Origin of the sequence: Pseudomonas sp. UBA5666, from assembly GCF_002420785.1 — a bacterium.
Lineage (GTDB): Bacteria > Pseudomonadota > Gammaproteobacteria > Pseudomonadales > Pseudomonadaceae > Aquipseudomonas > Aquipseudomonas fulva.
In genome coordinates this window covers 44894-52503 of sequence record NZ_DIIQ01000003.1, presented here as the reverse complement: position 1 = coordinate 52503, position 7610 = coordinate 44894, and the positions used below count along the sequence as shown (strand labels likewise).

The following is a 7610-nucleotide window of genomic DNA, read 5'->3' as shown; positions in this document are numbered from 1 at the left end:
AAAAGCCCGCCGAAGCGGGCTTTAGCCATACGTCAATTCAAGCAGACAACTCGACCAACAGCTTGTTCAGGCGCCGCACATAGGCTGCTGGATCCTTCAGGCTATCACCGGCTGCCAGCGCGGCCTGGTCGAACAGGATGTGCGACAGCTCGGCGAAGCGGTCCTCACTCTGTTCGTGATCGAGCTTCTCGATCAGCGGGTGGGTTGGGTTGAACTCGAAGATAGGCTTGGAATCGGGCACTTTCTGGCCGCTGGCTTCCAGAATCTGGCGCATCTGCAACCCCAGGTCCTGCTCGCCGATGGCCAGGATGGCTGGCGAATCAGTCAGGCGATGGGAGACACGCACTTCGGCGACGTTTTCGCCCAGTGCGGTTTTCAGGCGCTCGACCAAGCCTTCCTTATCCTTGGCGACTTCTTCCTGGGCCTTCTTGTCCTCTTCGGTATCAAGTTTGCCCAGGTCCAGATCGCCACGGGCCACATCCACGAACGCCTTGCCGTCAAATTCGTTCAGGTAGCTCATCAGCCACTCGTCGATGCGGTCGGTCAACAGCAACACTTCGATGCCTTTCTTGCGGAAGACTTCGAGGTGCGGGCTGTTCTTGACCTGCGCGTAGGACTCGCCGGTGAGGTAGTAGATCTTGTCCTGCCCTTCCTTGGCGCGGGCCAGGTAGTCAGCCAGCGACACACTCTGCTCGCCGCTTTCGTCCTGGGTGGACGCGAAGCGCAACAGGCCAGCGATCTTTTCCTTGTTGGCAAAGTCTTCGGCCGGGCCCTCTTTCAATACCTGACCGAAGTTTTTCCAGAAACTCTTGTACTGCTCGGGTTCGTTCTTGGACAGTTTTTCGAGCATGTCCAGCACGCGCTTGGTCAACGCGGTCTTCATCGAATCGATGATCGGGTCTTTCTGCAGGATTTCCCGCGACACGTTCAGCGACAGGTCGTTGGAGTCCACGACACCCTTGATGAAGCGCAGGTAAAGCGGCAGGAACGACTCGGCCTGATCCATGATGAATACGCGCTGCACGTACAGCTTCAAGCCGCGCGGGGCTTCGCGCTGGTACAGGTCGAACGGTGCACGGGCAGGCACGTACAGCAGCGAGTTGTATTCGAGCTTGCCTTCGACCTTGTTATGGCTCCAGGCCAACGGGTTTTCGAAGTCATGGCCGATGTGCTTGTAGAACTCCTGGTATTCCTCGTCCTTGATCTCGGTACGCGGACGGGTCCACAGGGCGCTTGCACGGTTGACGGTTTCCCACTCTTCGGCTGGCTGCTCTTCGCCTTCGGCGGCTGCCTGCTCCTTGGGCAACTGGATTGGCAGGGCAATGTGATCGGAATACTTTTTGACCACGTTGCGCAGGCGCCAGCCATCGGCGAATTCCAGCTCGTCTTTTTTCAGGTGCAGGACAATGCGGGTACCGCGCTCAGGCTTGTCGACGGTCGCAACTTCGAACTCGCCCTCGCCCTTGGACGACCAGTGCACGCCTTCGCTGGCAGGCTGGCCTGCACGACGGCTGTAGACATCGACCTGATCGGCCACGATGAATGCCGAGTAGAAGCCCACGCCGAACTGACCGATCAGGTGCGAGTCTTTCTTCTGATCGCCGGTGAGGTTCTTCATGAAGTCGGCAGTGCCGGATTTGGCAATGGTGCCCAAGTGAGCGATGACGTCATCGCGGGTCATACCGATGCCGTTATCCTCGAGGGTGACCGTACCGGCCTCCTTGTCGAAGCTCAGGCGAATCTTCAGGTCGGCATCGCCTTCGAGCAGTTCAGGCTTAGCCAGCGCCTCGAAGCGCAGCTTATCGGAGGCGTCGGAGGCGTTGGAGATCAGTTCGCGCAGGAAGATCTCCTTGTTCGAGTACAAGGAATGGATCATGAGGTGCAGCAGTTGCTTTACCTCGGTCTGGAAGCCCAGCGTTTCTTTTTGAGTCTCCACGCTCATGTTCTTCAAACTCCGATCAGATGACAGTGGTCGCCAAGCGGCGCAATGGCTGCGTTGGCGGCGGATGTCATGCAGATGGGGGCTGCCAAATCGATTTCAAGGGCCTGCATGGTTCGATCTTCAAATCCGAGCGGGTCATGGCGAGCCGCTGTGCCGCCCTGCTTGCCGCGGGCGGTGTAACGTTTCCGGGTTAGGACGGGCGTCGATACAGACACAGCAAAGAGCCATGCATGTTCGTACCTCGCGTACATTGTGATACCGGCTAAGTGGCAGTTGCCCGCAACGGATAACCCACCTTAGTGCGAAACACTCGCCAGGGCCGGAAGTTCAGTTTCAAGATATTTAATATCTGTGTACTGACGGTGGAACTAATCCAGCAGGCCCCGACTCGAAGCATCAAGTCAACTTATTCCACCAAGGAGAGACACCCTCATGCGTAAACCATTTGCTTTTGCTCTGATGCTGGCTGCTGCCATGGGCCTGGCTGCTTGCGATAAAGCGAGCGAAGACAAAGCCCAGGACGCACAAGAACACCGTGAAGAAGCCCAGGAGAAGATGGGTGACGCACAGGACAAGATGAACGACGCTGCCAAGGAAAACGCCGAAGCTGCCCAAGACCAGGCCGAAGCCAATCGTAAGGCTGCCGAAGAGGCTTCCCCAGCCACTCCAGCAACCACCACGACTCCGGCCGATCCTGCCAAGCAGTAATCGAACCGATCAAAAAACCCGACAATGTCGGGTTTTTTTATGCCTGTCATTCATGGACTAATCGTTTCAGTTAGGCACAGTGGACTGGGAGGCATGCACCTCACCTGTCGAACTTTCGGTGGGGGTGAATACCATGACGTCAAGCACGTCCGAGTGGAACTCGCGGCGATAAAGAATCAGCACAACCCCTACACTTACCGCCATGAACAACCAGGGGTTGATAAACCAGCTCAACATGGCCATGCCGAAGTAATAGGCGCGCAGCCCGAAGTTGAATTGGTTGGCAGCCAACGACAACACCCTGGCCGCCCTCAAGGCAAAGGCCTTGCGTTCTAGTTCGCTGACCTGGCGCTCGCCGATCATGGGCGCCGAGCCCACCAAGACAGCAGCGAAGTTGTATTGACGCATGCACCAGCTGAACGTGAAGAAGGCATACACGAACACCGTGGCCAGGCACAGCAACTTGATCTCCGACATCCCTTGGGAGGCCTGCTGTACCAACGGCAGGTCGGCCAGCAACGACAACGCGCGGTCGGAAGCTCCCAGCACCGTCAGGATACCGGCGAGAATGATCAGGGTGCTGGAGGCAAAAAACGAGGCGTTGCGTTCCAGGTTGCCGATCACGCTGGCATCGGCAATGCGGTTGTCACGCAGCAGCATCCTGCGCATCCAGTCCTCGCGATACAAATGCAGCACGCTGGCCAGGCATGCAGTGTCCCGCCCCTTCCAGATGGCATAGCGCGTATAACCGCCCCAGCACAGCACGAACCAGCATGCCGCTATGAGGTTATTGAGATTACTCAGGATGAAGTTCATGCAGAGATCCGTAGGTGCCATGTGCCGAAAGCATAAAGACCGTCTTTCGTCGCTGGCAAGCCGCAAAAGGCACGCAAACTCCGAAGAATAATTTCCAGGGCGGTTCGCTTGCGGCGTTTGGCAGGGTGCATGCGAACAAAAGCCCCGCATCCTTGCGAATGCGGGGCTTGCGCTGCCAAGCGGTGGGTCCAGCATCCCATGGCTTGTGGCCAATGCCGGACCTTGTGCTTAGCGACTCATGCCATGGCCTGACGGGGCTTGCCGAGCATGCGATCGCATACCACTGCACCCACCAAGGTCACCACCGACGGCACCAGCCAGGCAAGGCCCTGATCGCTCAACGGCAAGTGCGCCATGAAGTCCGGGAGCACGTGGGCAATGCTGCTGCCTTTAACGGCATCGACCATGCCGAACAGCAACGAAACCAGCATTACCGGGCCAAGGATGCGCGTTGGCGAGTTCCACAGGTCGTTCACGAAGCTCAACCCCACCACGACGATGCACGGCGGGTAGATGGCGGTAAGCACAGGGATCGAGAACATGATCAGCTTGGTAAGCCCCAGATTGGACACCAGAAGCGAGAAGCCCGCCAGGATCACGACCAGTGCGCGGTAGGACAACGGCAGGATCTGGCTGAAGTACTCGGCACACGCGCAGGTCAGGCCCACGGCAGTCACCAGGCAGGCCAGCGCGATCAACACGGCCAGGAAGCCGCTGCCCAGCGAGCCGAAGGTATGTTGCACATAGGCGTGCAGCACGGCCGCACCGTTGCTGGCCCCTGCCGCGATTTCGTGACTACCGGCGCCCAGGCGGAACAGGCTGATGTACACCAGCGCCAGACCAACACCGGCAATCAGCCCGGCAATGATGGCATAGCGGGTGATCAACTTGGGCGACTCAACGCCGCGCGAGCGGATGGCGTTGACGATGACGATGCCAAATACCAGCGCCCCGAGCGTATCCATGGTCAGGTAGCCGTCGGAGAAGCCCTTGGAGAACGCAGCAGCAGCATAGGCAGGCTGCGCCTCGCCAATGGTGCCCGCTGGCAATGCGAATGCCGCGATGCCAAGCACGGCCAGCGCGATGATTTTGAGCGGTGCCAGGAACCGACCCACGGTGTCCAGCAGCTTGCCAGGGTACATCGACACCGCCAGCACCACGATGAAGTAGACCAGGCTGTAGATGAACAACGCCAGCGGGCTTTCACCCGTCAACGGCGCCACACCCACTTCAAACGATACCGTCGCGGTACGCGGTGTTGCGAACAAGGGGCCGACCGACAGGTAGCAAACGGCTGCCAGCAGGCCACCGAAGAACTTGCCAATCGGGCTGCTCAGCGCATCCATGCCGCCGCCTACCTTGGCCAGGGCGACCACGGTGATCACAGGCAGCCCTACCGCCGTGACCAAAAAGCCCAGCGCAGCCATCCATACATGCGGGCCGGATTGCAGGCCGACGATGGGCGGGAAGATGATGTTGCCAGCGCCTACGAAAAGCGCGAACGTCATAAAGCCAAGCGCCAGGATATCCTGGCCTTTAAGAACTTTCATTTGAGGTAGTACCACACTGCTGAAATCGGGATTCGTGAGGGGATTTCCCCATGGGTGAGGGAAATGCTGCCCGGCTTGGTAGGCCAGACCCGTTTAGCGTGTCGTTCCCTTTTGGGGCACGGGCACAAAATAGTCGCGTAGATTAACCGGTTTACCCTTCAAACGCACTGGCACAGTGCGTGTTGTCCGATGTGCGTACGCCATTGTCGTCTGCGTGAACGGAACGATCGGTATTATCCGCTGGCTGAACACGGCGTATGTACGAAAATTCCTATCACAGCCATCGAAAAAACCTAATCGCTTTACCCCTACCCTGCCGCGCAAATCTTCGTCAGATGAAGCAGCCCCCTGATACGACAAAGGCCACCCGAAGGTGGCCTTTGTGCGCGTGGGGGGTGCAGCGGTATTACTTCTTCACTTCCCAACCGGTCAGCTCGGCCAAGGCCTTGCCGATGTCGGCCAGCGAACGCACGGTTTTGACACCTGCGTCCTGCAGGGCTGCGAACTTCTCGTCTGCAGTGCCCTTGCCGCCGGAAATGATGGCGCCAGCGTGGCCCATGCGCTTGCCCGCAGGTGCGGTAACACCGGCGATGTAGGAAACGACAGGCTTGGTGACGTTGGCCTTGATGTAGGCTGCGGCCTCTTCTTCAGCCGAACCGCCGATCTCACCGATCATGACGATCGCTTCGGTCTTCGGGTCTTCCTGGAACAGCTTCAGGGTGTCGATGAAGTTGGAGCCCGGGATCGGGTCACCGCCGATGCCGACACAGGTCGACTGACCGAAGCCGGCGTCGGTGGTCTGCTTGACAGCTTCGTAGGTCAGGGTGCCGGAGCGCGACACGATACCGACCTTGCCTGGCAAGTGAATGTGGCCAGGCATGATGCCGATCTTGCATTCGCCTGGCGTGATGACGCCTGGGCAGTTAGGGCCGATCAGGGTCACGCCCAGCTCGTCGCACTTGACCTTGGCGTCCAGCATGTCCAGGGTCGGGATGCCTTCGGTGATGCACACGATCAGCTTGATGCCGCCGAACGCCGCTTCAAGGATGGAGTCCTTGCAGAATGGCGCTGGTACGTAGATGACCGAAGCATCGGCGCCGGTCGCCTCGACGGCTTCCTTGACGGTGTTGAACACCGGCAGGCCCAGGTGGGTGGTGCCACCCTTGCCTGGGGTGACGCCACCGACCATCTTGGTGCCGTAGGCGATGGCTTGTTCGGAGTGGAAAGTACCTTGCGAGCCGGTGAAGCCCTGGCAGATGACTTTGGTGTCTTTATTGATCAGGACGCTCATTACTTGCCCTCCGCAGCTTTGACAACTTGTTGAGCAGCGTCGGTCAGGCTGGTTGCAGCAATGATGTTCAAACCGCTTTCTGCCAGTACTTTAGCGCCCAGTTCGGCATTGTTGCCTTCAAGGCGAACGACGACCGGAACCTTGACGCCGACTTCCTTCACCGCACCGATGATGCCTTCGGCAATCATGTCGCAGCGAACGATGCCGCCGAAGATGTTGACCAGAACGGCCGCGACATTGCTGTCGGACAGAATGATCTTGAACGCTTCGGTAACGCGCTCCTTGGTAGCACCGCCGCCCACGTCGAGGAAGTTGGCTGGCTTGCCGCCATGCAGGTTGACGATGTCCATGGTACCCATGGCCAGGCCAGCACCGTTGACCATGCAGCCGATGTTGCCTTCCAGGGCAACGTAGTTCAGTTCGAACTTGGCAGCGTGGGCTTCACGGGCATCGTCCTGGGACGGGTCGTGGAAGGTTTTCAGCTTCGGCTGACGGTACATGGCGTTGGCATCGATGTTGATCTTGGCATCGAGGCAGTGCAGGTCGCCGTCGGCCTTGATCACCAGCGGGTTCACTTCCAGCAGGGCCAGGTCGTGATCCTTGAACAGCTTGGCCAAGCCCACGAAGATCTTGGCGAACTGTTGAACTTGCTTGCCTTCCAGACCCAGCTGGAACGCCAGCTCACGACCTTGGAACGGCTGAGCGCCGACCAGTGGATCGATAGTGGCCTTGAGGATTTTTTCAGGCGTGTCGTGCGCGACTTTCTCGATGTCCACACCACCTTCGGTGGAGGCCATGAACACGATGCGGCGGCTCGAACGATCGACCACAGCGCCCAGGTACAGCTCTTTGGCGATGTCGGTGCAGGATTCGACCAGAATCTTGGAGACGGGCTGACCGTTGGCATCGGTCTGGTAGGTGACCAGATTCTTGCCCAACCACTGTGCAGCGAACGCCTTGGCGTCTTCCTTGCTGCGAACCAGCTTGACGCCGCCCGCTTTACCGCGACCGCCAGCGTGAACCTGGGCTTTGACGACCCACTCGTTCCCGCCGATCTTGTCGCAGGCTTCTGCCGCTTCTTCAGGGGTGTCGACCGCGAAACCCTTGGAAACTGGCAGGCCGTACTCAGCGAACAGCTGCTTACCCTGATACTCGTGAAGATTCATGCTTTTTACCGTCTTCGTTAGGTACTGCGCTTCGGCGCTGCGCCATCACTGGCGCCGCACCACCTGTGACCGTTGACCCCGGGTTATCCCATGTGATCCGGTCCGGCGGACTTTCCGCGGTGAGTCATGCACGCAAG

At 58.9% G+C, this 7610-nt stretch carries 6 protein-coding genes; 1 reads left to right on the top strand and 5 read right to left on the bottom strand.

The features are described from left to right. Nucleotides 1–37: 37 nt before the first annotated feature. Entirely contained in the window at nucleotides 38–1942 is a 1905-nt protein-coding gene (htpG, locus tag B2Y33_RS03195; RefSeq protein ID WP_028686595.1) for a molecular chaperone HtpG, read from the bottom strand. 432 nt (nucleotides 1943–2374) lie between these two features. On the opposite strand from htpG, the gene B2Y33_RS03190 reads away from it, so the two are divergent. Then, complete coding sequence (locus tag B2Y33_RS03190; RefSeq protein WP_027916291.1) at nucleotides 2375–2650, top strand: hypothetical protein; 276 nt, start codon at nucleotides 2375–2377, stop codon at nucleotides 2648–2650. Between the two features lie 66 nt (nucleotides 2651–2716). Here B2Y33_RS03190 and B2Y33_RS03185 read toward each other — a convergent pair whose 3' ends face one another. The 4 genes from B2Y33_RS03185 to sucC form a co-directional block, all read right to left on the bottom strand. Then, nucleotides 2717–3466 (bottom strand): DUF599 domain-containing protein, encoded by a 750-nt coding sequence (locus B2Y33_RS03185; protein ID WP_028686596.1) that lies wholly within the window; start codon nucleotides 3464–3466, stop codon nucleotides 2717–2719. Nucleotides 3467–3702: 236 nt separating this feature from the next. Continuing rightward, the gene (brnQ, locus tag B2Y33_RS03180) at nucleotides 3703–5016 is read right to left on the bottom strand and encodes a branched-chain amino acid transport system II carrier protein (protein ID WP_027916293.1); all 1314 of its coding nucleotides are present in this window, start codon (nucleotides 5014–5016) and stop codon (nucleotides 3703–3705) included. Between the two features lie 406 nt (nucleotides 5017–5422). Then, nucleotides 5423–6307 carry a succinate--CoA ligase subunit alpha gene (sucD, locus tag B2Y33_RS03175; protein WP_206406005.1) on the bottom strand — a complete coding sequence of 295 codons (885 nt, stop codon included), beginning with the start codon at nucleotides 6305–6307 and terminating at the stop codon, nucleotides 5423–5425. Continuing rightward, on the bottom strand, nucleotides 6307–7473 hold the full coding sequence (gene sucC, locus B2Y33_RS03170; RefSeq protein WP_023533614.1) for an ADP-forming succinate--CoA ligase subunit beta: 1167 nt from the start codon (nucleotides 7471–7473) through the stop codon (nucleotides 6307–6309). The genes sucD and sucC overlap by 1 nt, the downstream gene beginning before the upstream one ends. Between the last annotated feature and the right edge of the window lie 137 nt (nucleotides 7474–7610).